The organism is Pilimelia anulata, from assembly GCF_014647895.1.
Taxonomy (GTDB): domain Bacteria; phylum Actinomycetota; class Actinomycetes; order Mycobacteriales; family Micromonosporaceae; genus Pilimelia; species Pilimelia anulata.
On the sequence record NZ_BMQB01000003.1, the window covers coordinates 54932 to 80212 of the forward strand.

Genomic DNA, 25281 nt, shown 5'->3' on the forward strand with positions numbered 1-25281 from the left:
TGGATGAGATTGGATACGCGATGTCCATTCAGGAGAGGACGAATACGTGTATTCACCTAAATCCACCCGCCGTGCGGTAGTGGCTGCGGCCGCCGCCGCGACCCTCGCCGCCGCCCTGCTCCCCGCCGGACCCGCGCCCGCCGCCGGCCCGCCCACCGCCTTCACCGTGGTCGCCGAGGACGGCGTCCCGGCCGCCGACGCCGCCGCCGCGATCGCCGCCGCCGGCGGCACGGTCGTCGCCCACAACCCCGCCGCGGGCACGTACCGCGTGGTCAGCCGGCGGGCCGACTTCGCCGGCCGGGCGTACCGGTCGGGCGCGCTGCTGGCCGCCGTACCGCAGCGGCCGATCGGGCACACCCCGCGCGTGCGCAAGGTCGACCCGGTCGAGGAGCCGCTGCCGGCCGGCGCCGGCGCCGGCCGGCCCGGCCGGCTCACCGCCCCGCGCGGCGCGACCGACCCGCTGGACGACAAGCTGTGGGGCCTGCGGATGGTCCGGTCGGACCTGGCCCGGCAGAAGGAGCCCGGCTCCCGCGACGTGACCGTCGGCGTCCTGGACACCGGTCTGGACGCGAGCCAGCCGGACCTGGCGGCGAACTTCGACGCGGGGCTGTCCCGCAACTTCGCCCCGGACATCGAGGCGATCGACGGGCCGTGCGAGGTACGCGGCTGCGTCGACCCGGTCGGCACCGACGACGGCGGCCACGGCACCCACGTGGCCGGCTCGATCGCCGCCGCGGCCGACGGCGTCGGCATCTCCGGCGTCGCGCCGAACGTCCGGCTGGTCGAGCTGAAGGGCGGCCAGGACTCGGGCTTCTTCTTCCTCGACTCGGTGGTCGACTCGCTGACCTACGCCGGGGACGCGGGCATCGACGTGGTCAACATGTCCTTCTACGTCGACCCGTGGGCGTACAACTGCCCGAACAACCCGGCCGACTCGCCCGAGCAGCAGGCCCAGCAGCGGGCCACGATCAAGGCGATGAGCCGGGCGCTGAACCACGCGCACAAGCGCGGGGTGACGCTGGTCGGTGCGCTGGGCAACGCGCACGTCGACCTGGGCGCGCCCGGCAGGGACCTGACCAGCCCGAACCACCCGGCCGGTACCGCGCACCCGCGGGACATCGACAACGCCACCTGCGTGGACCTGCCGGTCGAGGGCCCGCACGTCATCGGCGTCGCGGCGCTCGGCCCGTCGGCCCGCAAGTCGGACTACTCCAACTACGGGGTGGAGCAGATCTCGGTGAGCGCGCCCGGCGGGTTCCGCCGGGACTACGCCGGCACGCCGGACCACGACCAGCCGGAGAACCTGATCCTGTCGACGTACCCGCGCCGGGTGCTCGCGGAGAAGAACATGGTCGACGCCGCGGGCAACGTGGCGCCCGGCTACGAGCGCAGCGTGTTCAAGCAGTGCACGGCGGCCGGGGCGTGCGGGTACTACACGTTCCTCCAGGGCACCTCGATGGCCTCGCCGTACGCGGCGGGCGTGGCGGCGCTGATCGTGAGCAAGTACGGCAGCCGGGCCGGCGAGGGCGACCGGACGATGAAGCCGGCGCTGGTCGAGCAGCACCTGTACCGGACGGCGGCGGCCCGCCCGTGCCCGAAGGAGGGGACGGTCTCGTACCCGCAGAAGGACGGCACGGTCTACACCGCGACCTGCACGGGCACCGAGAACTTCAACGGCTTCCACGGCTACGGCATCGTGGACGCCTACGCGGCGGTGACCAAGCCGCTGAAGCCGGGCGAACAGCCCTGACCCACGAAAAGGGCCCGGCGCAGCGCGCCGGGCCCTTTTCGCTACGCGGTCACTGCTGGACGGTCACGCCCATCGAGCGCGCGCTGCCGGCGACGATCGCCATCGCGGCCTCGACGTCGTTGGCGTTCAGGTCCGGCATCTTGCGGGTGGCGATGTCCCGGAGCTGGTCCTTGGTGAGCTGGCCGGCGGTCTCGTGGCCCGGCCGCTGCGAGCCGGACTTGCTCGCCAGCGCCTTCTTGACCAGGAAGCTGGTCGGCGGCGTCTTGTACCGCAGGGTGAAGCTGCGGTCCTCGTACACCGAGACGACGACCGGGATGATCTCGCCGCGCTGGCTCGAGGTGGCCTCGTCGTACTCCTGCTTGACACCACGGGTGTTGACACCGCTCGGGCCGAGGTTCTTGCCAAGCTCGACCATCGAGCAGTTGCCGGCCTCGAGTTCGAGGGTGATCTCTTGGGTCTTCTTCTTCGGAGGCATCTGCCTTGGTCTCCTACAGCCTGGTGGAAACGTCACGGGGCGCAGGTCGGACCCCAGCGCTCCGATCCTACCGCAGCGGTCCACGACCCCGGCGCCGCCCGTCGACCGCCCGGTGACCTGCGGTTTCGTACCGGCGGCGCGCCCGATCGGGCGAACCATCGCGCGAGCCATCACAGGGCCCGCGCCGGTGACGTATCCCTTGACATTCCGCCACGGGTACCGCTGTATAGAAGCGGATCGATCGGCGGACCCACCCGCCGCGCACCCGCACCAACTTTCCCCACCTCATATCCCCCACCCCCGAGGTAGCCAATGAGCCAGCAACGGAGCAAGTGGGCCCTCGCGGTCGCGGTGACCGCTGCCCTCGCCACCGCGTTCACCCAGCCCGCCGGGGCGGACCCCCGCCTGCGCGACATCGCCGAGCGCCAGGGTCTCGACACCGGCCCGGCCACCACGTACGTCTACTCCGTCCGGGGCGGCGCACCCGCCGCGGCCGCCGAGAAGCTGGCCAAGGGCGGCTTCGACCTCCTGGAGGACCGCGACGGCGACACCCTCTACGTCGCCGGCGACGAGGCCGCGCGGGAGCGGCTGGTCGCGGCCGGGTTCCACACCGAGGTGTTCGAGACGCTCAAGCCGGCCTGGGCGAACCCGGGCGGCCTGATCGGCCGGACCGGACCGCAGAAGGTCGCCGACACGTTCTACGGCGGGTACCACACCTCGATGGGCCACAAGAACCACGTGGAGTCCGTCGCCTCGGCCAAGCCCGACCTGGCCAAGCTGTACAACATCGGCAAGTCGTACACCGGCAAGTACGACCTCCAGGTCCTCTGCATCACCAAGATCGGGGCCGGCGACTGCGAGCAGCGCACCGATGCCAAGAAGCCGCGCTTCTTCCTGATGACCCAGACGCACGCGCGGGAGATCGCCGCGGGCGAGATGTCGTACAAGCTGATCGACAAGCTCACCGGCAGCTACGGCACCGACGCCGAGGTCACCGCCCTGCTGGACTCCACCGAGGTCTGGGTGATCTCGGTGCACAACCCGGACGGCCTGGACGTCGTCGCCCAGGGCTCCCGCCCGAGCATGCAGCGCAAGAACCGCAACCCCACCGGCGGCAACTGCACCGGCGTGTCGGTCGGCGTCGACCTGAACCGCAACAACGGCAGCAACTGGGGCGGGGCCGGCACCTCGAAGGACCCGTGCAACGACACCTACCTCGGGCCGCGCGCCAACAGCGAGGTGGAGAACCAGGCGCTCCAGGGGATCTGGCAGAAGATCTTCAAGAAGCAGCGCGACGGCAACGGCCCGGCGCCGGCCACCGCCACCGGGTACATGCTCTCCATCCACACCGTCGCGGGCATGAACCTGATCCCGTGGCAGTACGCCAACACCCCCACGCCGAACGACCGGCCGCTCAAGGCGATCGGCGCGCAGATGAAGTCGTACAACGGCTACCAGACCGGCCAGGCGCCGCAGATCCTCTACGCCGCCTCCGGCGGGCACGACGACTGGGTCTACGACAAGCTGGGCGTCGCCTCGGCGACGATCGAGCTGGGCGGCAGCGGCCAGTGCGGCGGCACCAACTTCCACCCGCCGTACTCCTGCGTGGACACCTACTGGAACGCCAACCAGAAGGTGCTGATGTACCTGAGCAAGATCGCCAAGTCGCCGTACGCCAGCAGCCTCGGCCCGAACGTCCGCGAGGCGAGCACCTCGGGCACGACGGTGACGGCGCGGATCGACACCCGCACGTACGAGCTGGCCTCGGCCGGCCGCGAGCGGGCCGAGGGTGACCTGGCCGTCGCCGAGTTCGCGCTCGACCCGAGCTTCGCCGACGCCACGCCGATGGCGCTGGCGCGGTCGGTGCGGGGCGTCGCGACGGCGACCGGCACGGTCGCCGCGGCGGCGGGCCTGGCGCCGGGCAAGCACCTGGTGTACGTCCGGGCGAAGGACAAGCAGGGCAACTGGGGGCCGACGACGGCCACCTGGCTGCACGCCTCCTGACCCCCGGCACCGCGCGCGGTGCCGACAACCGAACACGAGCCGGGGTACCCGCACGGGTACCCCGGCTCTGTTGTCCGCGTGCGGGCGCCCGGGCCCGCGGGCGTCTGGCAGGGTGGGGGTGTGGTGCGGAATCGGTTCAGCGCGGCGGCCAGCGAGCGCCAGCAGTTGTTCACCGACGCGGTGCTGGCCATCGCGATCACGCTGCTGGCGCTGGAGTTGCCGGTGCCGGCCGGCGCGACCAACCGGGAGATGCTGCACGCGGCCCGGGCGGACAGCGGGGAGTACGTCGCCTTCGCGATCAGCTTCCTGGTGATCTTCGCGCACTGGTCCGGGCACCACCGGGTGTTCCGGCACGTCGACCACCTCGACCGGACGCTCGGCCGGCTCACCGCCGGCTGGCTGTTCCTCCAGGTGATCACGCCGTTCGCCACCGAGGTGCTGAGCGAGGACGGCGCGTTCCAGGTCCGGTTCGGCTTCTACGCGCTGGTCCAGGCGACCGCGAACGTGCTGTTCCTGCTGATGATCCGGCACGTCCGGCGGGCCGGGCTGGCGCACCCCGAGACGCCGCCCGGCGTGCTCGCCGACAACATGCGCGGGTCCGCGGTGCTGGCCGCGGCGTTCCTGGTGTCGATCCCGGTCGCGCTGGTGACGCCGTGGGCGTACGCGTGCTGGGCCGCGGTACCGGCGGTGTCCGGCTTCCTGCGCCGCCGCGCCGCCGCCCGCCGGGCCCGGCCGCCCGCGGCCGCCACCGCGTAGCCGGCTCCGCGCCGCGGGCGCCGGTCACCGGGTTCAGCGGTCGGCGGGGTTCAGCGGTCGGCGCCGGTGAGCGGGCGGGACGACTCCTCGATCGGGTGGCCGCCGGCGCCCGGCGGCGTCGGCGCGGGCGCCGCGGCCGGCCGGTAGAGCGCGCGGTGCGCCGTCCGGACCGCCGCCCGGTACGCGCCGCCGACCAGCGGCCGGGCCGCCGCCAGGGCCGCCCGGGCCGCGTTGGCGCCGGGCGCGCCGTGCACCCCGCCGCCCGGGTGGGCCGAGGCGCTGGCCAGGTACAGCCGCTCGACCGGGGTGTCCGCGCGGCCGAGGCCGGGGACCGGGCGCAGGAAGAGCTGCTGGTACGCCGCCGCCGTACCGCCGCCGATCGCCCCGCCGACCAGGCTCGGGTTCTCCCGCTCCAGCTCGGCCGGGCCGGCGACGTACCGGCCCACGACCAGATCGGCGAAGCCCGGCGCGTGCCGCTCCAGCATCGCCTCCATCCGGGCGGCGTGCTCGGCGATCTCCGCGGCGGACCAGGTGCGGCGGAACGGCAGGTGGGTGTACGCCCACATCGACTCCGTACCCGGCGGCGAGTGCGCCGGCTCGGCCACCGACATCTGCCCGGCCAGCAGGAACGGCTCCCGCGGCAGGTCCCCCGCGGACAGCTCGCCGGCGTACCGGGCCAGGCCGGCGACGTCCGCGCCGAGGTGGACGGTCCCCGCGCCCGCGGCGGCCGGGTTGCGCCACGGCACCGGCGCCGACAGCGCCCAGTCCACCTTGACCGTGCTGCCGTCCCAGCGGAAGTGGGCCAGGTCCTCGACCAGCCGCGCGGGCAGCGCGGCCGGGCCGACGAGGTCCAGGTACAGCGCCGGGGCCGGCACGTCGGCCAGCACCGCGCGGCGGGCCCGCCAGGCCCGGCCGTCGGTGGTCCGGGCGCCGAGCGCCCGGCCGTGCGCGATCGGGATCCGGTCGACGGCGGCGTGGTACTCGATCTCCCCGCCGCGGGCCCGCAGCCGCTCGACCAGGGCGTCCGTGATCGCCTGCGCGCCGCCGGCCGGGACCGGCCAGCCGACCTGCTGGCCGAGCATCGCGAGCAGCCAGCCGTACACGCCGGAGCCGGCGTCGTCCGGGCCGATGTCGGCGTGCAGCGCGCAGCCGGAGACCAGCGCCCGCCCGCCCGCGCCGGCGAACAGCTCCTGCCCGAGCTTGCGCACCGGCAGCAGCAGCCGGCGGGCCAGCCGCAGCGCGTCGCCGACGCCGAGCGTCCCGAGCATTCCGAGGCCGCGCCGGACCGGCGGGAACGGCGTCATCAGCAGGTCGACCATCGGGCCGGCGACCCGGCGCCAGTCGGCGTACGCCGCCCGCCAGCGGTCGCCGTCGCCCTCGGCGAACGCCTCCAGCGAGGCGGCCGTGCGGTCGAGGTCGCGGTGCAGCACCGCCACCCGGTCGTCCGGGAGGATGTGCGCGAGCACGTCCGGGGCGTGCCGCCAGGCCAGGCCGTACCGGTCGAGACCCAGCCCGCGCAGGACCGGGGAGGCGTAGCCGAGCGGGTAGAACGAGCTGTACAGGTCGGACAGGTACCCCGGCGCGGTCACCTCGGCCGAGCGCACCGCCCCGCCCGGCGCCCCGGTGGCCTCCAGCACGACGACGTCCCAGCCGGCGTCGGCGAGCAGGTTCGCCGCGACCAGGCCGTTGTGGCCGGCGCCGACGACGACGGCGTCCACCCGGCGGCCGGGCAGCGGGCCGCGGCGGCGGGCGGCTACCGGGTCCATGCCGGCTCCGGACCCGCCGCCTCCGTCGTCTCGGGCCCGGTCTGCTCGCGCGGGTCGGGGTGGAGTGGTTCGTACAGGTTCCCGGACGTGGCCGCGGCCGGCTCCGGGAGGAACTGGTTGCGCCGGGCGTGCGCCACGTACACCCGGTCGACCAGCGCGGGCGCCAGCCGGTAGGCCAGCCCGGCCGCGCGGCCGGCGGCGCCGACGTAGGTGGTCCGGCGGGGGCGGTCCGGCAGGCCGACGATCGCGGCGGCGACCCGCCCCGGCCGGTACACCGGCGGCAGTGCCCGGACGACGCGGCCGGAGTGGTTCGCGGCCGCCCGGTACAGCGGGGTGTCGACGCTCGCCGGCAGGACCGTGCACACGGCGATCCGCCGCTCCCGGGCGAGCAGCAGCTCCTGCCGCAGGCTCGCGGACAGCCCCCGGACGGCGAACCGGCTCATCGCGTAGCCGGCGGCGCCGGGGTGCCCGAGCACGCCGACGGCCGACGCGACGTTGACGATCGTGCCGCCGCCGGCCCGGCGCAGGTGGGGCAGGGCGGCGCGGACGCCGTACAGGTACCCGAGCGCGTTGACCTCGACGACCCGGCGGGCGTCGGCCGGCGGGGTGGCCTCGACGCTGCCGAACGCGGCGACGGCGGCGGCGTTCACCCAGGCGTCCAGGCGGCCGTACCGGTCCACCGCCGCGGCGGCGAGCGCGACCGCGGCGTCGGGGTCGCTGACGTCGGTCGGCACGCCGTACGCGCCGCACTCGTCCCGGACCCGGTCCAGGGCGGCGGGGTCCCGGCCGGCGACGACGACGGCCCAGCCGCGGCGGACAAAGGCCCGCGCGGTGGCCCGGCCGATGCCGGACGACCCACCGGTGACGACCACGACCCGCGGCCCGCTCATCGGACGGCCCTCTCGGCGCGCGCCGGCCTGTCGGGTGCCGACTTGCCGGATGCCGACTTGCCGGGTGCCGGCTTGTCGGGGTTCGCGGCGGTTGCGGCGTCCGGGGCGGCGACGCTCGGGGTGGCCGCGGTGGCGGTCGTGGGGCGGCGGCGCTCGGCGATGTCCGCCAGCCGGCGCAGCGACTCGACGTTGCGCTGGTGCAGGGCGAGGTCGTTGAGCTTCGTCTGGACCCAGTGCAGCGGCCCGGCGGCGAACTCCTCCTCGATCGTGACCAGGGTGGCGGTATCGCCGTGCGGGTGCAGCCGGATCGTCACCATCGCCTCGCCGAACGGCCACAGCCGCGGCCGCATGACGAGCTGCCGGCCGGGCTCGCAGCTCAGCGCGACGGTGGTGTCCCGCAGCGACAGCGGCCACGGGCCGGCCTTGTGGTGGATCCGCGCCCCCGGCCCGGGCCAGTGGGGGTCCACGTCGCGGATGTGCGCGGTGCCGACGACCCAGTCGCTGTACGTCCAGCCGTCGGCGAGGACGGCGTAGACCCGCTCAGCGGGGGCATCGATGACGCGTCGGGTGATAGCCACGCCGTGCAGGTACCCGACAGCGCGCGAACTATGCCGCGCGGCCACGGGTTGCTGGTCGCGGTGCGGGCCGGTCGCGGTGCGGGCCGGGCGCGGTGCGGGCCGGGCGAATTGTCTGCTCGGTTGGACGGATGCCGGGCGGGGAAAGGGCGCTCGCATGGAAGCGTCCGACGTCTACGGGGTCCGGCCCGGCCGGCGCGGGGTCGCGGCCGGCGGGTGGCCCGGTGCGGCTGCGGCGCAGTAACCCCCGGCGCCCCGGCCTGGCCCGCCGGCGGCGCGGCCGCGGCGCGAGCTACACCGGACCCGACGGCACCCCGGTCACCGACCGCGCCACCCTCGACCGCCTGCGCGCCCTCGCCATCCCGCCGGCCTGGCGCGACGTCTGGATCTGCCCCGACCCGCGCGGCCACCTCCAGGCCACCGGCGTGGACGCGGCGGGCCGCCGCCAGTACCTGTACCACCCCGCCTGGCGCGAGCACCGCGACGCGGCGAAGTTCGACCGGGTCGCCGCGGCCGCCACGCGCCTGCCCCGGCTGCGCCGCCGGGTCGCCGCCGACCTCGACCGGACCGGCCTGCACCGCGACCGCGTCCTCGCCGTACTGGTCGCGCTGCTGGACTCGGGCGCCTTCCGGGTGGGCGGCGAGGAGTCCGCGGCGGCCGACGACCCGACGTACGGGCTGACCACGCTGCGGCGGGCGCACGTCCGGTCGCGGCGGGGCGCGGTGGAGCTGCGGTACGCCGGCAAGGGCGGTGTCGCCGTCCGGCGGGTGGTCGCCGACCCGCGGCTGGTCGCGGTGCTGCGGCGGCTGCGGCGGGCGCCGGGCGAGCGGCTGTTCCGGTACTGGGACCGGGCCGGCCGGCGCTGGTGCCCCGTCCGCGGCGAGGACGTCAACGCGTACCTGCGTACGGCGACCGGCACCGACTTCACGGCCAAGGACTTCCGGAGCTGGTGGGCGACGGTCCACGCCGCCGCGTCCCTGGCCACCCGCCCGGCGGCGCGCTCGGGGCGGGCCCGGCAGCGGGCGGTGCGCGCGGTGATGGTGGAGGTGGCGGAGCTGCTGAGCAACACGCCGGCGGTGGCCCGGGCGTCGTACGTGGACCCGCGCGTCCTGGACCGCTACGCCGACGGCGACGTGGCGGCCGTCCCGGCGGACGCGGTGTCCCACCTGGACAACGGCGACTCCCCCGCCCGCCGCCGCATCGAACGCGCCGTCCGCACCCTCCTCACCACCTCCTGACCCACCGACCGAATACCCGCCCAGCCGTGGTCTCCCGACCCCGACACCCCGCACCCACCCGACCCTGACACCCGCGGTCCGCCGACCCCGACTCCCGCGGCCCGCCCGGCGGCGGCGACCAACGACGCCCCACCCACGCCCGGGTCCGCACCGTCCACCACGGCCCGGGGCCGCGGGTCACCTCCTGGACCCCACCGCAGCCCGCAGCCGGCAGCCGGCAGCCGGCGATCATGGGCTGAGGTACCGAATGGTGGGTGGATCGGTGCCTCAGCCCATGTTGGCGGGGTTTCGGGGGCGGGGGTGGGGGGAAGGCGGGGTCATGGATGTGACCGAGCGGATTGCCGGGGCGGCGGGGCTGGATCGGGTCGGCGAGCCCGTGTGGCGGGGCGTGCGGCGGGTGCTGCCGCGGGCCGTGCGGGCCGGGTTGGGCGGGCGGTGGTTGGGGCATCCGCTGCACCCCGCGGTCGTCCACCTGCCCGTGGGGGCGTGGGTGAGCGCGGCGGTGCTGGACCTGTCCCCGCGGACCAGACCGGCCGCGGCCGTCCTGACCGCCGTCGGGATCGTCGGCGCCGCGCCGGCCATGGTGACCGGGCTCAACGACTGGCTGGCGCTGCCCCGCGACCAGCGCCGGGTGGGCGTGGTCCACGCGGGCGCCAACCTGGTCGCCCTGGGCCTGTACGCCGCCTCGCTGGCCGCCGGCCGGTCCGGCCGGCTCGGGCGCGCGCTCGCGGGGGCGGGGCTGGGGGTGGCGGGCTTCAGCGCGTTCCTGGGCGGGCACCTGGCGTTCTCCGGCCGTACCCTGCGCACGCCGCACCCGGCCCTGCACCCCGCCGACCACGCCACCATCCACTGACCGACCCGCCCGCCGGCCACCGCTGGCCACCCACCAACAACCGCTGGCCACCGACAACCGCCAACCACCACCGACAGCCGCCGCGATCGCTGGCCACCCGCCGGCATCACCGGTCGCCCCCGCCCGGCCGGGTCGGCGGACCGACGTCCGCGGTAACCGAGACATATCGGGCTGACCGTTTCCCGCCACGGCGTCCGGGTAACCCGGAAGCATGACAGCGGAGCGGATGCGGGCCCTGACGGTGCGCCCCGGTACGGCGGGCAGCACCACCCTGGCCGACGTGCCCGCGCCCACCCCCGCCCCCGGCGAACTGCTGGTCGAGGGCCTGGCGGTCGGCGTCTGCGGGACGGACCGGGAGATCGTCGCCGGCTGGTTCGGCACCCCGCCGCCCGGCAAGGACGCGCTCGTGCTCGGGCACGAGTCGCTGGGCCGGGTGCTGGCCGCCCCGCCCGGCGCCGACGTCCTCGCCGGGGACCTCGTCGTCGGCGTGGTCCGCCGGCCGGACCCGGAGCCGTGCGGGGCCTGCGCGCACGGCGAGTTCGACTCGTGCCGCAACGGCCGGTACACCGAGCGCGGGATCAAGGAGCTGGACGGGTACGCCAGCGAGCGGTGGACCGTCCCGGCGGGGTACGCCGTGGCGGTGCCGGCGTCGCTCGGCGAGCGCGGCGTGCTGGTCGAGCCGGCCAGCGTGGTGGCGAAGGCGTGGGAGCAGGTCGAGCGGATCGGCGCCCGGTCCTGGTACGCCCCCCGCCGGGCCCTGGTCACCGGCGCCGGCCCGATCGGCCTGCTCGCCGCCCTGCTGGCCACCCAGCGCGGGTTGGAGGTGCACGTCCTGGACGTCGTCGCCGACGGGCCCAAGCCGGCGGCGGTCGCCGCGCTGGGCGCGGTTTACCACACCGACCCGGTGGAGAAGGTGGTCGCGGGGCTCGCGCCGGACGTCGTCATCGAGAGCACCGGCGTACCCGAGGTGATCGTGGCCGCGGCGGCCGGGCTGGCGCCGTACGGCATCGCGTGCCTCACCGGCGTCTCCCCGCCCGGCCGGCTGCTGCCGGTGGACGTCGGGACGGGCAACCGCGACCTCGTGCTGGAGAACAACGTCCTCGTCGGCTCGGTCAACGCCAACCTCCGGCACTACCGGGCGGCGGTGGCGGCGCTGACCGCCTGCCCGGCCGACTGGCTGGACCGGCTGATCACCCGCCGGGTGCCGCTGGACCGGTACGCCGAGGCCCTCGACGCCCGGCCCGACGACATCAAGGTCGTGCTGACCCTGTCCTGAATCCCCTGGAGGTACCCGTGGCCGACCCGCCCGTGATCGTGCTGACGGGCGTCGCCGGCAGCGGCAAGAGCACCGTCGGCCGGCTCGTGGCCGCGCTCCTGCGCTGGCCGTACGTCGACGGCGACGACCTGCACCCGCCCGCCAACGTGGCCAAGATGTCCGCCGGCCAGCCGCTCGACGAGGACGACCGGCGCCCCTGGCTCGCCGCCGTCGGCGCCTGGCTCGACGCCCGCGGCGCGGCCGCCGAGCCGGGCGTGCTGAGCTGCTCGGCGCTGCGCCGGGCGCACCGGTCGGCGCTGGCCGAGGGCCGCCCGGCCGTACGGCTGGTGCTGCTGGACGGCCCGCCGGAGGTGATCGCCGAGCGGCTGGCCACCCGGCGCGGCCACTTCCTCCCGCCGGCGCTGCTGCCGAGCCAGCTCGCGGCGGCCGAGCGGCCGGGGCCGGACGAGGACGTGCTGACCGTCGACGTCCGGCCGCCGGCACCGGCGGTGGCCGAGGCGGTGCTGTCCGGCCTGGGGCTGCGGGTCACCCCCTAGGGCCCGGGCGGGTCAGCCGCAGTGGCCGACCCACGGGCTCGTGCCGACCGTGTACCGCTTGCCGCCGATCCACAGGTACCCGCTGGCCGAGATGCACCGGCCCGACGAGGCGGCCCTGGTCCACACCGGACCGGCCCGGTACGCGAACTTCCCCTCCTGCGCGTGGTCGGACTTCGGCACGATGTGGCAGGGCTTGTGGGTCGGCTTGCGCTCGGTGCAGACGCCGACCCAGGCGCGGGTGCGCAGCTTCTTGCCCCACGTGGCGTTGGCGTGGTTCATGACGGCGCAGTTGCGGTTCTTCTTCCTGTCGAAGTAGACGTCCAGCTCGCCGACCTTCTTCTTGGCGACGGTCAGGTTCCGGCTCTCGATCAACTTCCCGGTACAGCCGGCGGCCGGCGCGGCCGACACCGCCGGAGTGGCCGGTCCGGGCCCCTGCGCCGGGACCGCCGCGGCGGCGGCGGGCGGCGGCGCGAGGGCGGCGGCGAGCAGCGCGGCGGCGGCCGCCGCAGCCGTCCGGTACCGGGTGGTCGGGGTGTAGCGCATGGCTTCCTCCAGTCGTGACACGCGGGTGGGGCGGTCGCCCCGCCCCACCACACCCCGCCGCCCGGTTGCCCGGAAGCCCGGCGGCGATCCGGTCAATCAATCCCGGACAACGGGCGCCGCCGCCCGCGGCCGGGCGCGCACGGTACACAATCGGGTGACCCGCGCACCCGAAGTGGACGGAGCAGCCCATGGCCCGCAGGGAGCGCCCCGTGGATCCGACCGCCGGCCCGCTCGCGGCGCTCGCACACGACCTGCGCCGCCTGCGCGCGGCGGCGGGGAATCCGACGTACCGCGCGCTGGCGACCCGCGCCGGGTACAGCGCGACGACGCTCTCCGAGGCCGCCGGCGGCTCCCGGCTGCCGACGCTGGAGGTACTGCTGGCGTACGTGGGCGCCTGCGGCGGCGACCCGGCCGCGTGGCGCGCCCGCTGGCACGCGGTGGCCGCCGCCGGCTCGCCGCCGACCCCGGCCGCCGGCGGCCCGGCCGCCGCACCGCCGGCCGCGCCGCCGGCCGGGGAGCCCGCCGCGCCGGCGGGGGCGGGACCGGCGGGTGATCCACCGGCGGACCCGGCGGCGGCCGGCGCGGCGCGGCCGGCGGGTGATCCCCCCGCGGGCCCGGCGGCGGGCGGGGAGCGGGGCGGGCGGTGGATCGGCCGGCGGGCGCGGCGGCGGGCGCTGTTCGGGGTCGGCGGCGGGCTCGCCGCCGCCGTACTGGCCGGCGGCCTCCTGTACGAGCCGGACAAGCCGGCCGCGGACGCCGCCCCGCTGTGCCCCGGCGCCGGTACCGGCGCCGCCTTCACCGGCTCGACCAAGCGCGGCGGCGCGCACGTCCGGGCGGGCGCCACCCGGGACGCCACCGTCCTGCGCACGCTGCCGCCGGAGTGCACGGTGGGGTTCGTCGGGTACTGCCTCGGCCAGAAGGTCCGCGACCTCACCGGCGGGTACCCCGACCTGCGCTGGTTCGTCCTGCCCGGCGGCGGCGTGGTCGCCTCGGCCGTGGTGCACGGCAACCCGCCGGCGGGCGCGCCGCCGATCGCCTGCGCCAACGCCCGCCCGCACCCGCGCACCCTCACGCTGACCGCGACCGCCGGCCGGGACGGGCGGTGGACGCTGCGCGCGAGCGGCCCGGACGCCGAGCTGCTCGGCTTCGCGGTCTCCGCCCCCACGGCCCCGTACTGGCGCCAGGCCGGCTGGTCCGACGCGGGCGCCGCCGGCGCGGCGGCCACGGCGCGGACGGCGGCCACCGGGCAGCCCGCGACGGCCGTCGCGGCGGCCTGCTACGGCGGCGACGGCCCGTCCCCGGTCCTGACCGCGCTGGCCCTCACCACGCCGAGGCCGCGCCCGACGACGCTCGACCCGGCGGCGGCCGCGGCGGCCGCGCGGGCCGCCTGCCGGTACCCCGACAACGGCTGAGCCGCGGGCGCGCCCGCGGCTCAGGACGCCGGCGGACCGGCGGCGTCCCGGCCGGGCAGCCGGATGGTGTACGACGCGACCGCGCCGCTGCCGTCGTCGGCGGTCAGGTGGCCGTGGTGGGCCTCCACGATCGCGCGGATCAGGGTGAACCCCAGCGCGGTGCCCGGCACGCCGGCGCCCGGGGCGTCGGGGGGCACCGCCGGCCGGTCCCGGCTGACCGTGATCGTCGGGCCGTCGGCCCGCAGTCGCAACTCGACGCGGTGGGCGTCGCCGCCGCCCGCCGGCAGCAGCTCGTCGAGCACCCGGCGCAGCCGGGCGGCGTCGCCGTCGACGATGAGGTCGTCGGCGGGCGCGTCCACCTCGACGTCCGCGCCGGCCGCCCGCGCGGCGGCCGCGGCGTCGCGGCACAGGGCGGTCAGATTCACCGGCGCCCGGTCGACGGTGCGGTCGCCGGCCCGGAGGGCGGCCATGTCCAGCAGCTTGTCGACCATGGCGTGCATGCTCTTGGCGCTGCGCCGCATGACGGCCAGCAGCTCGGCCTGATCGCCCCCCAGGTGCGGGTCGGCGGCCAGCAGGTCCGCGTACGACTCGATCACCGCGAGCGGGGTGCGCACCTCGTGGCTGACCAGGTTGACGTACTCGCCGCGGCTCTCGTCCAGCTCCGTGTCCAGCCGCTCGGCGCGCCGCCGCTCCAGGAACTGCCCGATCATGGAGGCGATCCCCGGCAGCAGCGCGGCCCGGGTGTCGCCGCTGTCCTCGGGGCTGTCGCTGTACAGCACCATGATCGCCAGGATGGTCCGGCCGCTGGGCACCGGCACGGCCAGGCCGGCCCGCAGGGTGGCCCAGTCCACGGCGGTGCCCGCCACGTCGGCGCTGTCCGGGCGGGCGCGCAGGTCCGGCACCCACAGCGGGCCGCCCGTCCGCCAGGCCCGGCCGGCCAGCCCCTCGTCGCACCGCAGGTGCGGCGGCAGCTCGGGCGGTACGAGGTCGCGGGGATCCCAGCCGAACCGCCGGCGCAGCACGCCGGCGACGCCGTCCACCGTCCAGTACTCGGCTGCCGCCCACTCCAGCGCCGACCCGATGGTCGCCACCACCTCCGGCAGCAGTGCGTCCACCGGCGCCGGCTCCGACAACAACTCGCCGACCCGGGCCTGGCACCGGCTGATCTGGGTCATCCGGCGGCGCGCGGTGACCTCCCGCAGCACCACCACCGACTCCGCGCCGGCCGGGCCGGGCTCGCCCAGCGGCCGGCCGCTGGCCAGGAAGAACCGCGGCGCCGCCCGGACCGGCTTGACCATGACCTCCAGGTCGCGGAGCACGTTCCCGGCCATGACCCGGGCCAGCGGCATGTCCGCGCCGCGCAGCGGGCTCCGGTCGGCGTCGTACCACGTGCCCCACGCCCGCATCAGCTCCGCCGGCCCGCCCTCGGCCGGCCCGCCGAACAGCGCCCGGGCGGCGGCGTTCGCCCATGCGGCCTGCCCGTGCGGTCCACTCCCCACCGCCGGGACGCCGAGGCCGTCCAGCAGGCGGGGCAGCGTCTCGTTGCCGGCCCGGTAGCCGTGCGCAGCTCTGGCCATCCGTACCCCCTCCGACCGTCATTTTCGACGCTAGACGCGATCGCGCCGGGGCGTGGCCGGGGCCGCACGATGCCCCCGAAGGGGTGCATCGATGGCCCGGCGCTCCACCCCGGGATCGGCGGACCACCCGGGCTCCCGGCCACCGCGCCGGCCGGGAGCCGGGCGGACGTCCGTCGTGTTGCGGGCGTTGGCCCGGGCGCGTACCGTCCTCACTGGCCCATCAAGGCCGATGCCCCAGTCCCCGGCATGTGCTCTTTCCTCGCCGGGAGGCCAGCATGTGCGATGTCGACGATCCGCCCCCGCCCGCCCCACGCCGCGGCGCCCCTCCGTTCCCGGCTCTGTCGGGGATCTGGGTGCTGGCCCGGCGACACCGCGGGTCGCCGATCGACGTCAGCTCCCGAGCGGCCGGTGACGCGCCGCGGCCACCGGCGGGGCAGGGTCCGACTGCCGCGATCACGGTCCGCCGGGACGGTGCGGCCATGCCGGCTGCGCCCCGCTCGCCCCTTCCGCCGCCGGCCCGGGTCCGGTCGGCGATGAATCCCACCCCGCGGCTGTTGCCGGTACCCGCCACGCCTGCTCACGGCCGGCGTCCGGTGCTGAACGGGGCGCCGCAGCCGCAGGCCGAATCCCGATTCCGCAAGCCGCGATAGCCGAAACTCGACGGCGCCGGTCATCGTCCCCACTGATTCGCCTCCGCGGTTGCGTGGAGCGGATCTCGCCCTGGTCGGCCGGGGGCGCTGGCACTGCCGTCACACTGGGGGAGTCGGGGCCCCGGACAGTGTCCGGGGCCCCGACGACGGGTACCGGGCCCGGCACGGCGGGTGCTGCGGACCCGGCTGGCGCCGGTCCGGCCGGGAGGGCACCGCTTCCGACCGCCGCCCGCGCCGGAACCAGCGCGGCGGGCACCGAACCGGCGGGCCGCCGACGCCGGTTCCGGCTGCGGTGCCGGGTGTAGGGTGAGGCCGTTGCTCCGTTCTCCCGGATCATCGTCGCCGGGGCCGGGGGTCCCACCCCATGATCGACCAACCGGACGCCGGCGGCCCGGCCCAGTGCGCGGGCGGGCCACAGAGCCGCGCAGGGCCACGCAGACGATCGGGAGACGCCATGATCATCTCTGCGGCTGACCGCCTCCAGGGGTCGAGCTGGGACCTTGCCTGAGCGCGACGCCGGCTCCCCCGCGGCCCGGCGGTGAGGTGGCCGGCGCGGCCGCCCCGGCATCACCGGGCCGGCGCCGGTCCGACCCGGTGATGCCGGGGTGAGCGAGGAGCGGACATTCCGGGTCTGGACCCGGATCAGCGAGTACACCAACGGCGAACCCGTGACCCTGGCACACCTCGCCGCGGCCGCGGCCGCGGTCGCCGGCGTGGACGGCGCGGCGGTGGCCATCACCGCGGGCCCCACCGCGCGGCAGCCGATCGCCGCGACGGACGCCGTCGCCGAGCGGGTGGAGGAGTGGCACCTGGCGTTCGGCGAGGGACCGGCCGTGGCCGCGACGGCCGGGGGCGGACCGGTCATCGCCGTCGACCTGGAGTCCCCGCCGGCCCTGGCCCGCTGGCCCGCGTTCGCGCCCGCGGCGCTGACCGCCGGCGTGCGGGCGGTGATCGCCCTCCCGTTGCAGGTGGGCGCCATCCGGGTGGGGGTGCTGACCCTGTACCGCCGCCGGGCCGGCGGCCTGACCGCGGACGAGCTGGCCGACGTGCTGGTGGTCGCCGACACGGCCTGCGTACTCCTGCTCGACGGCGCCGACCCGCCCGACAAGCCCGACGGCCGGTCCGACCACAACGCGGTGGTGCACCAGGCGACCGGAATGATTCTCGTCCAGGCGGGAATCAGTGCCGAAGCGGCTTTCGTCCGGCTGCGGGCGTACGCCTACGCGCACGATCGACGACTCAGCGACGTCGCTCGCGATGTGGTCGCCCGACGGTTACGTTTTCACCCGGAGCCGCACATCAACACCGAGGGACGACCCGATGGCCCGACCTGACCGGCGCGTCACCCGATTCCGAGTTCATCCGGCAAGCCCCGGAATCCGCCGGGAGAATCGCACGGCGAGGGTGAGAGAGATTTGACCGAGCATGGACTGGCCGAGGTGTTCGTCGAGCTGGCCGACACCCTCGTCGGCGACTTCGACCTGATGGACTTCCTGCACCGGCTCACGGTCCGCAGCGCGCACCTGCTGGACGTCCCGGCGGTCGGCCTGCTGCTCGCCGACCAGCGCGGCGCGCTGAACGTGGTGGCGGCCTCGACCGAGGAGACCCGGCTGCTGGAGGTGCTCCAGCTCCAGAGCAACGAGGGCCCGTGCCCGGAGTGCTTCCACACGGGCCGGCCCGTGACCGTCGTCGACCTGGCGGCTGTCGCGGGGCGCTGGCCCCGGTTCGTCGACGAGGCGCGGCGCATCGGCTTCGCCTCGGTGCACGCCCTGCCCATGCGGCTGCGCCGGGAGGTCATCGGCGCGCTCAACCTGTTCGACACCCGGCCGGGCCACTTCCCCGGCGAGGTCGTCCGGCTGGGCCAGGCGCTCGCGGACATCGCGACGATCGGCCTGTTGCAGGCCCGCACGATCAGCGAGACCACCACGCTGGCCGAACAGCTCCAGACCGCGCTCAACAGCCGGGTGATCATCGAACAGGCCAAGGGCGTCATCGCGGAGCGGCACGGCATGGACATGGACCGGGCGTTCACGCGGCTGCGCGCGTCCGCCCGCGCCCGCAACCGCCGGCTGTCCGACCTGGCCCGGGCCATCGTGGAGGGCTCCGAGCCCGCCTGAGGCGGCCCGGCGGTCAGCCGAGGCGGTCGTCGGACCAGCACCAGCGCCAGGACTCGCCCGGTTCGATCGAGCGCATCACCGGGTGGCCCGACGCGTTCCAGTGGGCCCGGGCGTGCTGGTACGGCGACGAGTCGCAGCACCCCACGTGCCCGCACGCCAGGCACTGCCGCAGGTGGACCCACCCGGTCGCCCCGACCGCCACGCAGTCCGGGCACCCGCCGGCGCCCACCGCCCCGGCGCCGGCATCCGCCGGTACCGGCCACGATCTCAGGTGTTCGCAGCTCATGACCCTCGCTCCTCACCGGCCGCCGCCTCCTCGCCGCCCCGCGGCAGCAGCAGCGACTCCTCCAGGTCCATGTCGTACTGTGCCCGGGCCATGACCTCCTCCGCGATCCGGCCCTCGTCCCGGGCCCGCCGGAACACCTCCCGCTCCGCGGCGAGCATCGCCAGCCGGAGCCGGGCGTACGCCCGGGTCGGGGTCTCGCCGGCCGCGCCGAGCCGCTCCCAGGCGCTGTTGCTGCGGTGCGCCGCCTGCTCCCGCAGCCGCGCCACCACCCCGGCCGGCGCCGTACCGGCCAGCTCGTCGAGGCGGCGGGCGGCGGCGCGGCTGGCGTCGTGCTGGACGCCGGCCTCGGCGAGCAGGTCGGCGGACGCGTCGTCCGGCGGGATCCGCAGCCAGCGGGCGACGGCGGGCAGCGTCGTGCCCTGCACGACCAGGGTGACGACGATGGTGGCGAAGGCGAGCCAGACGAACAGCTCCCGCGGGTACTCCGCGCCCCCGGCCAGCGTGGTCGGCAGGGCGATGGCCGTGGCCAGGGTGACCACCCCGCGCATCCCGGCCCAGGACAGCAGCGCCGGTACGGTCGGCGGCGGCGCCGGGTCCCGCTCGCGGACGCGCGGGATGAGCCGGGCCAGGTACGTGGCGGGGTAGAGCCAGACGATCCGGGCGGCGATCGCGGTGCCGACGACGGCGGCGGTGAGCCAGGCGACGGTGGCCGGCGGGGTGTCCAGGCCGGCGGTGACGTCGCGCAGGTGCAGGCCGACGAGGAGGAAGACGAGCCCTTCGAGCAGGAAGGTCACCATCTTCCAGAACGCGCGCATCTGGAGCCGGAACGCGGCGGCCTTGAGCACGACGAGCCGGTGCCCGAGGTACAGGCCGGTGACGACGACCGCGACGACCGGCGAGGCGCCCACGTGCTCGGCCACCAGCGTGACGGCGAACGGGGTGAGCAGGGACAGCGTGTTGTCCAGCAGCGGGTCGGTGGTGCGCTGGTGCAGGTACCCCATGACGAACGCGCCGAGCAGCCCGACCAGCACCCCGCCCCCGGCGGCCCGGGCGAAGTCGCCGGCGATGTGCCAGGGGCCGGCGGCCGCGCCGACCGCGGCGGCGACGGTGACCCGGAACAGCACCAGCGCGGTCGCGTCGTTGAGCAGGCTCTCGCCCTCCAGGATCGTCACCAGCCGCCGGGGCAGCCCGATCCGCCGGGCGATGGCGGTGGCCGCGACGGCGTCGGGTGGGGCGACGACGGCGCCGAGGGCGAGGCAGATCGCCAGCGGTACGCCGGGCAGCAGCGCGTGCAGGACGAACCCGACCGCCGCCGTGGTGAACGCCACCAGCCCGACGGCGAGCAGCAGGATCGGCCGCAGGTTGAACCGGAACGCCGGCACCGAGATCTGCAGCGCGGCCACGTACAGCAGCGGCGGCAGGATCCCGACCAGCACGAACGAGCCGGACAGGTGCAGGTGCAGGTCGACCACCAGGGACAGTCCGAGCCCGACGACGACCAGCGCGATGGGCGCCAGCACGCCGATCCGGCGGGCCAGCGCGGACACCGCCACGACCACCGCGACGAGCGCGACGATCTCCTCGAATTCCGCCACGGCCAGAGCCTAGGCGATCACCCCTGGCGGGTGCCGCGGAGCAGGCCGCGCAGCTTGCGCAGCAGCGCGTCGGCCTCGAACGGCTTGCGCAGCAGCGGCGCGCCGTCGGGCAGCGCGTAGCCGCCGGGGGCCTGGCCCATCGTGTACCCCGAGACGAACAGGACGGGCAGCTCGGGCCGCTGTTCGAGCATCTTCGCCGCCATCGCCGTACCCGACATGCCGGGCATGACCACGTCCGCGACGACCGCGTCGACGTCCTGCGGCCGCGCGTCGAACAGCCGCAGCGCCTCGATCGGCGCGGCGGCCACGGCGACCCGGTACCCGGACCGCTCCAGCGTCCGCCGGACCAGCTCGCGGACCGCGTCCTCGTCCTCGACCACGAGGATCCGCTCGTCGCCGCCCGGCACGCCGTCCGGCGCCGGCGGGCGGGCCGGCGCGGTGGGCGCGGCGGCGCCGGCCGCGGCGGGCAGGTAGATGGTCACGGCCGTACCGCGGTCGGGCGCGGTGTCCAGCCGGATCTCGCCGCCGGCCTCGCGGACCGCGCCGTACGCGGTGGCCAGGCCGAGCCCGCTGCCCTCGCCGGGCCCGCGGGTGGTGAAGAACGGCTCGAACGCGTGCTGCGCCACGTCGGCCGGCATGCCGCAGCCGGTGTCGGCGACGGTCAGGTACACCAGCCCGCCCTCGTCCGGCGGCGGCGGGCGCGGGTCGTCCACGTTGCGGACCAGGCCGCTGGTGAAGCTCAGCCGCCCGCCGTCGGGCATCGCCGCCCGCGAGTTGACCACCAGGTTCATCACGACCTGCTCCAGCTTGCTCGCGTCGATGACGACCGGGCGCAGGTCGGCGTGCAGGTCCAGGGCGACCTCGATGTCCTCGCCGAGCGTGCGCTGGAGCAGGATGTGGGTGGCCCGGACCACCTCGTTCAGGTCGACCCGCTCGGGGCGGCTGGGCTCGCGCCGGCTGAAGATCAGCAACTGCCGGGTCAGGCCGGCGCCGCGGCGGGCCGCCGCGCGGATGCCGTCCAGGTCGTCCCGGGCCGGGTCGTCCGGGGCCATCGAGTCGTCGATCATCTCGGAGTACCCGGTGATCACCGCGAGCAGGTTGTTGAAGTCGTGGGCGATCCCGCCGGCGAGCTGGCCCAGCGACTCCAGCCGCTCGGTCTGCCGGAGCTGCCGCTCCAGCCGCTCCCGCTCCTGCTCGGCGAGCACCGCCTCGGTGACGTCGCGCAGGATGCCCTCGACGGCGACCGGGGTGCCCACGTCGTCGGTGATCCGGACGACCCGCTGCTCCGTCCAGGCGAATCGCCCGTCCGGCCGGCGCCACTGGACGGTCAGCCGCTCCGGCTCGGGGTCGCGCCAGGTGGCGAGCACCCGCTCCATCCCGTTGTCGCACATCGCCGAGTACAGGATGCCGGGGTCGGCGTAGAGCTGGTCCGGCTCGTAGCCGAGGATGCCGCGGACGGCCGGGCTGATGTACTCCAGGGCCAGCTCGGGGACGAGCCGGCAGCGGAAGATGATGTCCTGGGCGTGCTCGGCGAGCATCCGGAACCGCTCCTCGCTGCGGCGCAGCGCGTCCTCGGCCAGCCGGTGCTGCCGCCGGTCGGCGGCCTCGCGCAGCTCCCGCTGGACCGCTGGGACGAGCCGGGCCAGCCGGTCCTTGAGCACGACGTCGTGCGCGCCGGCCTTCATCAGCGCCGCCGCGGTCTCCTCGCCGACCTCGCCGGAGACGACGATGAACGGCAGGTCGCCGTCGATCCCGGCGTCGTGCAGGAGTTGCAGCGCCGCCTCGGCGCCGAAGCCGGGCACGTTGTAGTCGGAGATCACCACGTCGGGGCGGCGGGCGTCCAGCGCCTCGGCGACCTGCGCGGCGGTCTCCGCCCGCTCGTGCTCGATGGGCACGCCGGCGCTGTGGAAGCGGCGGACGATCAGGACGGCGTCGTCGTCGCTGTCCTCCACGATCAGTACGCGGATCGGGTCCACCGGCGTCACCCCACCGGGTGCCCGCCGGGCATGGGCTGGTTGAGCAGCAGCCAGTACAGGCCCACGACCCGCGCGGCCTCGAGGAACTCGGTGAACACCACGGGCTTGCGGATGAAGCTGTTGGCGCCGAAGCGGTAGCTGTCGACGATGTCACGCTCCTCGTTGGACGTGGTGAGGACGACGACGGGCAGGGTGCGGGTCGCCTCCTCCGCGCGGATGCGGCGCAGCACCTCCAGACCGTCCACCCTGGGCAGGTTCACGTCCAGCAGGACCAGCGCGGGCCGCAGCGGCTGCCCCTCGGCCGGGCTGAGCATCCGCAGCGCCTCCTCGCCGTCGGACGCCACCACAATCTCATTGCCGATGCTGTTGCGGCGGAACGCCCGGACGGTCAGTTCGACATCGTCCGGGTTGTCCTCCACGAGCAGGATCGGCGCGTTCATCATGCCGAGTGCCCCGCCTTCCCGTCGTCGCCGAACGTCAGCCAGAACGTCGCCCCGGCGCCCGGCGCGCTCTCCGCCCAGACCCGGCCGCCGTGCCGCCGGACGATCCGGTGGACGATCGCCAGGCCGATCCCCGTGCCCTCGAAGTCGCTGGTCGTGTGCAGGCGCTGGAACGGATCGAAGAGCTTGTCGACGTACGTCATATCGAAGCCCGCCCCATTGTCGGCGAACCGGAAGGTCCCCGGCTCCGGGCTGTCGACCGTGATCCGGGCGTCGGCCGTCCTGCCGGTGAACTTCCAGGCGTTGCTGATCAGGTTCTGCACCACGAGCCGGATCAGCGCCGGGTCCCCCTCCGTGGTCAGGCCCGGCGCCACTGCCACCGCGACCTCCCGGTCCGGCGTCTCCTGCTGCAGCTCCTCGATCACCGTACCGATGATTTGGTTCAGATCCGTGAATTCCCGGCACATCTCGGAGCGGGCGGCCCGGGACAGGTGCAGCAGGTCGTCGATCATCGACGCCATCCGCACCGCGTTGGCCTGGACCCGGTCCAGGTATCGGCGGCCCTCGTCGTCCAGCACGGCGCCGTAGTCCTCGCGGAGGATCTGGGCGTACCCCTCCATCGCCCGCAGCGGGGCGCGCAGGTCGTGCGAGACCGAGTACGAGAAGGCGTCCAGCTCCCGGGTCGACGCCTCCAGCTCGGCCGTCCGCTCCCGGACCCGCTTCTCCAGCTCGCTGTTGAGCCGGCGGACCTCGTCCTCGGCCCGCTTCTGCTCGGTGATGTCGGTGGAGATGCCGGCGACGGCGTACGGGCGGCCGGCGGCGTCGGTCAGCGCGAACTTGACCGTGATGTACGTCCGCGGCCCGTCGTCGCCGGGCGCCACCTCCTCCATCCGCAGCGGCTCGGGGCTGGCCAGCGCGTCGAGGTCGTTGGCCCGGAACGCGTCGGCGATGCCCGCCGGGAACAGGTCGTGGTCGGTGAGGCCGACGATGTCCTCCCGGTACACCCCGAACAGGCGTTCGTACTCCCGGTTGACCAGCAGGTACCGCCCGGCGATGTCGCGCATGTACACGACGGCCGAGGTGCTGTCGATCAGGGCCATGAGCTGCTCCAGGCCGACCGCGGGCAGGGGGCCCGCGGCGGCCCGGCGCAGGGCTGGCGGCTCGGTCACGAATACACGCTCCGTCCGGCGACGCTCACGACGATCTGCGGTGGGGCCGCCGCCGGGGCGGCGGGGCGCCGCCCGACCACGGCCTCGCGGAGCGCGAGGAGCGCGTGATCGCGGCGGTGCCGGGTCAGCTCCAGCAAGTATCGCTCGGTCATGCCGGTCGTTCCGGTCGAATTGTTGACGACGGGGTTCCCGGCCAGCTCGGCCACCTCGCGGGCCCGCTGCGGATTGAACAACATCCGCTTCGTCAGCCCCAGGTGCGCCGAGGAGAGCCGGGCGTGCGCCTGCAGCAGCCCGAACCAGGGGATCAGCTCGGGGTGGGCGGCGACCAGCGCGTCCCGGCCGTCCGGGGTGAGGGCGTCCAGCCCGCCCGGCGGTACGCCCAGCCCGGCCAGCAGCCGCTCGGGCAGGGACGGCCGGTCCATGATCACGTCCAGCTCGTCCCGCTCGTCGGCGAGCAGGCCGGGGTACAGCCGGCGGACGCCGTCGCGGTAGTGCGGGTACCCCATGCCCAGCAGGAAGTCCCGCTGCAGCGCCTCCGTGTCGAACGCGCCGCTGGGCGGCAGGTCGCCGGTGCGCCAGTGCACGGCGAACTGCCGGAAGATGTCCATGAACTGGTCCGCGGTCATCCGGGTCGCCGGCGGCAGGTGCGGGAAGTCGCCGAGGAGCCGGCGCAGGACGTCCAGCAGCGCGGTGGCCGTGCCGAGCCGGCACAGCGTCTCCGCGCCGGCGAAGTCCAGCTCGCCGGAGGCGATCGGGGCGAGCATGAGGTTGACCGCCCGTTCCAGGGTCTCGCCCTGCTTGACCAGTTCGAAGAAGCTCTCCTCGCCGGCCGCGCCGGTGTACGTGCGGATCCGGTTGTCCGGGAAGCAGCCGTCGATGGCCGCCAGTTCGAGGCCCTGCCAGGTGACCTCGCAGCGGGGGACGTTCCACCGCACCAGCGAGGTGTAGCTGTCCCGCGGCGGGTGGCCGGCGCCGGTACGCTCGGCGATCCGGGCGAACCACTCGGCGAAGTCGGGCCCGCCGAGGTCGACGCCCTCGAACGAGTGCTCGGGCGGGCAGGGGTCGCGCTCCTGCCGGTACCGGGCGATGGCGGCGCCGACGAGGCCGAGCAGGACGACGAGCTGCCGGGCCGCGAGCGGGGGGAGGCCGTCGGGCTCGGGGAGCAGGGGGACGAGATCGGCGTGGAACCGATCGGTGAGGGATTCCGGCGCCGCGGTGCCGCCGAGAATGGCCCGGTTGAGTGCGGTGAACTCCGTCCGCGTCCAGCGGTCGATGAGTTCGACGGAGTCGTTGATCGTCAGTTGAGGGTTCACGGCAGCACCACTTCCCGTGGTTGCTTGATTACTCTCCGATGAAAGTACACACAACAAACACCCTCAGGACAGTTCCCGAATCTG

21 protein-coding genes and 1 pseudogene are annotated in these 25281 nt (G+C 75.7%); 10 read left to right on the plus strand and 12 right to left on the minus strand.

Annotation, left to right across the window (positions count from 1 at the left end; translation table 11 throughout):
* The first annotated feature begins 46 nt into the window (after positions 1-46).
* The gene (locus IEY94_RS07935) at positions 47-1750 is read left to right on the plus strand and encodes a S8 family serine peptidase (RefSeq protein ID WP_189169443.1); all 1704 of its coding nucleotides are present in this window, start codon (positions 47-49) and stop codon (positions 1748-1750) included.
* A gap of 49 nt (positions 1751-1799) precedes the next feature.
* Here the strand turns inward: IEY94_RS07935 and IEY94_RS07940 are convergent, their stop codons facing one another.
* Positions 1800-2225: an uL11 family ribosomal protein gene (locus IEY94_RS07940; RefSeq protein WP_189169444.1), complete on the minus strand. Its 426-nt coding sequence runs from the start codon at positions 2223-2225 to the stop codon at positions 1800-1802.
* A gap of 312 nt (positions 2226-2537) precedes the next feature.
* Between IEY94_RS07940 and IEY94_RS07945 the strand changes: the two genes are divergently transcribed.
* Positions 2538-4229 (plus strand): M14 family zinc carboxypeptidase, encoded by a 1692-nt coding sequence (locus tag IEY94_RS07945; protein WP_189169445.1) that lies wholly within the window; start codon positions 2538-2540, stop codon positions 4227-4229.
* 123 nt (positions 4230-4352) lie between these two features.
* On the plus strand, positions 4353-4985 hold the full coding sequence (locus IEY94_RS07950; protein ID WP_229783429.1) for a TMEM175 family protein: 633 nt from the start codon (positions 4353-4355) through the stop codon (positions 4983-4985).
* A gap of 140 nt (positions 4986-5125) precedes the next feature.
* Here the strand turns inward: IEY94_RS07950 and IEY94_RS07955 are convergent.
* The 3 genes and pseudogenes from IEY94_RS07955 to IEY94_RS07965 form a co-directional block, all read right to left on the minus strand.
* Positions 5126-6751: pseudogene (locus IEY94_RS07955) on the minus strand (phytoene desaturase family protein); the annotation flags it as partial.
* On the minus strand, positions 6739-7641 hold the full coding sequence (locus IEY94_RS07960; protein WP_189169448.1) for an SDR family NAD(P)-dependent oxidoreductase: 903 nt from the start codon (positions 7639-7641) through the stop codon (positions 6739-6741). The gene IEY94_RS07960 and the pseudogene IEY94_RS07955, both read right to left, overlap by 13 nt.
* Positions 7638-8219 carry an SRPBCC family protein gene (locus tag IEY94_RS07965; RefSeq protein ID WP_189169449.1) on the minus strand — a complete coding sequence of 194 codons (582 nt, stop codon included), beginning with the start codon at positions 8217-8219 and terminating at the stop codon, positions 7638-7640. The genes IEY94_RS07960 and IEY94_RS07965 overlap by 4 nt, the downstream gene beginning before the upstream one ends.
* Positions 8220-8440: 221 nt before the next feature.
* On the opposite strand from IEY94_RS07965, the gene IEY94_RS07970 reads away from it, so the two are divergent.
* The 4 genes from IEY94_RS07970 (at position 8441) to IEY94_RS07985 (ending at position 12119) form a co-directional block, all read left to right on the plus strand.
* Positions 8441-9454, plus strand: coding sequence for a DNA topoisomerase IB (locus IEY94_RS07970; RefSeq protein WP_189169450.1), 1014 nt, complete (start codon positions 8441-8443; stop codon positions 9452-9454).
* A gap of 325 nt (positions 9455-9779) precedes the next feature.
* Entirely contained in the window at positions 9780-10307 is a 528-nt protein-coding gene (locus tag IEY94_RS07975) for a DUF2231 domain-containing protein (protein WP_189169451.1), read from the plus strand.
* Between the two features lie 211 nt (positions 10308-10518).
* The gene (locus tag IEY94_RS07980) at positions 10519-11583 is read left to right on the plus strand and encodes a glucose 1-dehydrogenase (RefSeq protein ID WP_229783430.1); all 1065 of its coding nucleotides are present in this window, start codon (positions 10519-10521) and stop codon (positions 11581-11583) included.
* A 17-nt stretch (positions 11584-11600) separates the two neighbouring features.
* Entirely contained in the window at positions 11601-12119 is a 519-nt protein-coding gene (locus IEY94_RS07985) for a gluconokinase (protein WP_189169452.1), read from the plus strand.
* A gap of 12 nt (positions 12120-12131) precedes the next feature.
* Here the strand turns inward: IEY94_RS07985 and IEY94_RS07990 are convergent, their stop codons facing one another.
* Positions 12132-12662, minus strand: coding sequence for a hypothetical protein (locus tag IEY94_RS07990; RefSeq protein ID WP_189169453.1), 531 nt, complete (start codon positions 12660-12662; stop codon positions 12132-12134).
* Positions 12663-12871: 209 nt separating this feature from the next.
* Here IEY94_RS07990 and IEY94_RS07995 point away from each other — a divergent pair, with 209 nt between their 5' ends.
* Complete coding sequence (locus IEY94_RS07995) at positions 12872-14074, plus strand: helix-turn-helix domain-containing protein (RefSeq protein ID WP_229783431.1); 1203 nt, start codon at positions 12872-12874, stop codon at positions 14072-14074.
* 20 nt (positions 14075-14094) lie between these two features.
* Here IEY94_RS07995 and IEY94_RS08000 read toward each other — a convergent pair whose 3' ends face one another.
* A complete protein-coding gene (locus IEY94_RS08000; protein ID WP_189169455.1) occupies positions 14095-15651 on the minus strand; it encodes a GAF domain-containing sensor histidine kinase in 1557 nt (518 codons plus the stop codon).
* Between the two features lie 1255 nt (positions 15652-16906).
* On the opposite strand from IEY94_RS08000, the gene IEY94_RS08005 reads away from it, so the two are divergent.
* Both IEY94_RS08005 and IEY94_RS08010 read left to right on the plus strand, forming a co-directional pair.
* The gene (locus IEY94_RS08005) at positions 16907-17635 is read left to right on the plus strand and encodes a GAF and ANTAR domain-containing protein (protein ID WP_189169456.1); all 729 of its coding nucleotides are present in this window, start codon (positions 16907-16909) and stop codon (positions 17633-17635) included.
* Between the two features lie 81 nt (positions 17636-17716).
* Positions 17717-18418: a GAF and ANTAR domain-containing protein gene (locus tag IEY94_RS08010; protein ID WP_189169457.1), complete on the plus strand. Its 702-nt coding sequence runs from the start codon at positions 17717-17719 to the stop codon at positions 18416-18418.
* A gap of 13 nt (positions 18419-18431) precedes the next feature.
* On the opposite strand, the gene IEY94_RS08015 is transcribed toward IEY94_RS08010, so the two are convergent.
* From IEY94_RS08015 to IEY94_RS08040, 6 genes are read right to left on the minus strand one after another with little or no spacing between them, the layout of a single operon-like run.
* Positions 18432-18704 (minus strand): UBP-type zinc finger domain-containing protein, encoded by a 273-nt coding sequence (locus tag IEY94_RS08015; protein ID WP_189169458.1) that lies wholly within the window; start codon positions 18702-18704, stop codon positions 18432-18434.
* Positions 18701-20299, minus strand: a complete 1599-nt coding sequence (locus IEY94_RS08020; RefSeq protein ID WP_189169459.1) for a Na+/H+ antiporter — start codon at positions 20297-20299, stop codon at positions 18701-18703. Before IEY94_RS08020 ends, IEY94_RS08015 begins: the two co-directional genes overlap by 4 nt.
* A gap of 17 nt (positions 20300-20316) precedes the next feature.
* Entirely contained in the window at positions 20317-22275 is a 1959-nt protein-coding gene (locus IEY94_RS08025) for a hybrid sensor histidine kinase/response regulator (protein ID WP_229783432.1), read from the minus strand.
* A 5-nt stretch (positions 22276-22280) separates the two neighbouring features.
* Positions 22281-22718, minus strand: a complete 438-nt coding sequence (locus IEY94_RS08030; protein ID WP_189169460.1) for a response regulator — start codon at positions 22716-22718, stop codon at positions 22281-22283.
* Entirely contained in the window at positions 22715-23884 is a 1170-nt protein-coding gene (locus IEY94_RS08035) for a sensor histidine kinase (RefSeq protein ID WP_189169461.1), read from the minus strand. Before IEY94_RS08035 ends, IEY94_RS08030 begins: the two co-directional genes overlap by 4 nt.
* A complete protein-coding gene (locus tag IEY94_RS08040) occupies positions 23881-25197 on the minus strand; it encodes a hypothetical protein (protein ID WP_189169462.1) in 1317 nt (438 codons plus the stop codon). The genes IEY94_RS08035 and IEY94_RS08040 overlap by 4 nt, the downstream gene beginning before the upstream one ends.
* Between the last annotated feature and the right edge of the window lie 84 nt (positions 25198-25281).